Below are 3,129 nucleotides of genomic sequence, written 5' to 3' on the forward strand. Positions count from 1 at the left end.
TTCCCCATCCCCCACCCTTTTATGGGTGGAGTTTTTCATCGGCAAATTGGCAACACCTGGAAAATTAGCTGTGTTAGCTTTAGCAGAATACAAGGTGTATTTGCACTTTCAAGCTATTTGGACGGGCTTCAACCCGTCTTTATTTATCGCTCTCCTCATGATCGATATCCAGCAGAGGAATAAGCACCAAGGGGAAGTCGAGGAGCAGGCAAAGAAAATAATTAATGATCCTTGACCCTTGGGTGCAATATTGTTAAATGAAAGCTATGTCTGGTTTCAACTTTCAAATATCGCTCTTGCAAAGGTTGCCATTGCTGCCATGACTGGTAACGATTTTCGCTAAACAAAGTAGCAAGCGTAGGTAGATGAGTGTGAATGTCTGACTTAAAGATATCCGCGAGCCACTCATTTAAAACCACGCTATCTTGCATCGTACCCAAAATTTCTTGGATATTTTTCACCTCTGTAAGATAAGCCCCGTAAGACTCACCATATAAGTCAGTAAATAACTCCATCTGGTAACGTATGCGTTTGGCTTCTTTTCGCAAACTATGAAGACTTTCGCCTTGCTCTGTCAATTGTTTTTCTATCTTTTCTGGTTTCCAGTCTGTCTGAATTGTCACCTCAGATTCTACAAATTGGGTGCCAACTAGCCAACCAGGATGCAGCAAGAAACTACTAACTTCCGGTAAAAGTAAATCTGGTAGTACTTGCTGAATTGCAACCGATGCTAAAGGTTGATAATTGGGTTTATCCAACCACTCGTCCAATTCCTCTTTTAGGGATTTGTAAGGTTCATTCTTTAAGGTTTTTTGCACATTCGAGAATACATCTTCACGCTGTTTCGCTAAAGCAGTGAAAGCTGTTTGCAAATATTGCTGTTCTTTGCGGGGTAAATTTGGTTTGTAATTCGTTTCCAAAGTTTCTTTTAGCACGTCTAAATCTCGGAGATTACCAAGACTACGGGCTATCTTACCAATATTTTTATCGGTAACTGGTTTTGGCAAATCCAACGCTAGACCCAAGCTACTAACAACAGTGCGTAGGCGACGCATTCCCACTCGCATTTGGTGCAATGCTTCTGGATCTTCATCTTTCTTGACTGCTTTTTCCCACTTCAAGGTTTTCTTTAAGTGTTTTTGAATCGCTTCGTAGGCGTAGTCGCCGAGAGTTTTTACTGTGGGCTTGGTGGCTAATTCCATAATTGATTTTTGATGAAATAGCTAAACAGGTCATTGCATAATAACATTAGTTAAAAATTTACATGTATGTTTTGAGATTTATTTTTAATCCAGTCATGATTGCGAAGTATTACAACTCTTGATGCTTGTTATTTATAGAGAAAAATGCAAATCTATCAGAGGTATAAATAGAAATATTACTATTGCCAGTTACATATAAATTATGGTTTATGAGTAGTGCTGTTTACTGAGTAGCAAATAAAACACAAAACCAGAATAATTAACATCTTCGCAATCATAGAGATCATGTAACATGTCTAACTCACGTTTGATCAATCAAGTTCTCCTAACTTTTGGTAATTCTTTTAAAGAACATAGAGAAGATTTATCAGCAGTATTGCTAACTAACCAAAAAGATTTATGGTTTGGGTCAGATGAAACCTCAACTATTGAACGTCTATCTTTGGTTGAGGCTGATAAAACTACTGATCACCAACAATTTCGGGTAGCAGAATTTATCAGTTTACCTGCACCAGAAGACCAAGAAATTGATATTGAAGGGCTTGCTTATACAGATTATTACTTATGGTTTGTTGGTTCTCATAGCTACAAGCGCAAAAAAACCAAATCCGATAATACCGATGTAAAAAATTTAAAAAGGCTGGCAAAAACTGAATCAGAACCCAATCGTTACCTCTTAGGACGCATTCCTTTGATAGATGGTAAGTTATTCTCATCTTACCCACATCCTCAAAATCCCAATGTGCTGTTAAGTGCTGCTAAATTGGAAGTTAATAACCAGGGGAACTTGCTGATGGCAGCTTTAGCAAATGATCCCCATTTGGGATTGTTCGTTAAGACAGGAATTCCTGGAAAGGATAACGGCTTTGATATTGAAGGAATAGCTATTTATCAAAACCGCATTTTTCTAGGTCTGCGTGGCCCTGTATTACGGGGTTGGGCTGTGGTGCTGGAAATTGAACTAAAAGATTCCAGCCCTGGACTCTTGACATTGGAGCAAATTGGAGAGGTGAACGAAGTATATAAAAAGCATTTTGTTTGGTTGAATGGTTTGGGAATTCGGGATTTGTGTGTAGATGGAACAAACTTATTAATCTTAGCCGGGCCGACGATGGATTTAGATGGGCCTGTGCAAGTTTATCGCTGGATAAATGGCGTGAATTTGCGGGAAAATGTCTTCAGCAATCCAGAGTTTGTACAAGATATTCCCTATGGAAATCGTGAAGATCATGCTGAGGGAATGACGCTTTTTCAAGATGCAGTTGGCATACCTTCATTATTGGTAGTTTATGACTCTCCGGCAAAAACTAGGCTAGTTGGTGATAGTGGTGTGATGGCTGATGTGTTAGAGCTAGGCTAGAGATTAGTTGAGATTGCTTGTACAGGGCAAGTGGGGATACATTGTTCGCAGACAATGCAGCGCGATCGCGTAAATACTAGTTTGTATGTTTCCGGGTTCAGGGTGAGGGCTTCGGTGGGACAAACCCCAGTACACAAGCCACAGTGGACGCATACATCTGGATCGATGACAATTTCGCCTAATGTATGGGAAACATTGATATTTCGCGATCGCATCCACTCAATCGCTGCATCCAACTGATCAATATCCCCCGCTAATTCTACTACCAGTTTGCCAATTTGATTTGGGGCAACTTGGGCGCGGATAATATTGGCGGCGACATTGAACTCTTTAGCCAATAGGTAAGTAATTGGCATTTGGACAGCGCGTTTTGGGAAGGTGAGTGTTACTCGTTTTTTCACAGGTTTAGTAGAGGGTTTTCTCTGTGGAGTTGCGCTATTAGCCTAGAACTTTAGTTCTGGGCGTGTAAAGGTGCTAACTAACAATGCTACAAGATATAACAGTTGCCACATAGGCTGATCATCACACCCTGATCACAAAAGACTTTCAAGACTATCCCCTATCCCC

Annotated in this window: 4 protein-coding genes; 2 read left to right on the forward strand and 2 right to left on the reverse strand. The window is 40.3% G+C overall.

Annotated elements, in window-relative coordinates; translation table 11 throughout:
• On the forward strand, window positions 1-235 hold a 235-nt coding region (locus IQ246_RS29255; protein WP_194006784.1), incomplete at its 5' end, for a hypothetical protein.
• Here IQ246_RS29255 and IQ246_RS29260 read toward each other — a convergent pair.
• Window positions 222-1,202 carry a CHAD domain-containing protein gene (locus tag IQ246_RS29260; protein WP_194006785.1) on the reverse strand — a complete coding sequence of 327 codons (981 nt, stop codon included), beginning with the start codon at window positions 1,200-1,202 and terminating at the stop codon, window positions 222-224. The genes IQ246_RS29255 and IQ246_RS29260 overlap by 14 nt on opposite strands.
• 292 nt (window positions 1,203-1,494) lie before the next feature.
• On the opposite strand from IQ246_RS29260, the gene IQ246_RS29265 reads away from it, so the two are divergent.
• The gene (locus tag IQ246_RS29265) at window positions 1,495-2,562 is read left to right on the forward strand and encodes a DUF3616 domain-containing protein (RefSeq protein WP_194006786.1); all 1,068 of its coding nucleotides are present in this window, start codon (window positions 1,495-1,497) and stop codon (window positions 2,560-2,562) included.
• Here IQ246_RS29265 and IQ246_RS29270 read toward each other — a convergent pair.
• Entirely contained in the window at window positions 2,559-2,963 is a 405-nt protein-coding gene (locus IQ246_RS29270; protein ID WP_162397497.1) for an NIL domain-containing protein, read from the reverse strand. The two genes, IQ246_RS29265 and IQ246_RS29270, sit on opposite strands and share 4 nt — an antisense overlap.
• Window positions 2,964-3,129 lie beyond the last annotated feature (166 nt).

This window comes from aff. Roholtiella sp. LEGE 12411, from assembly GCF_015206995.1.
In the GTDB taxonomy this organism is placed as follows: Bacteria; Cyanobacteriota; Cyanobacteriia; order Cyanobacteriales; family Nostocaceae; genus Komarekiella.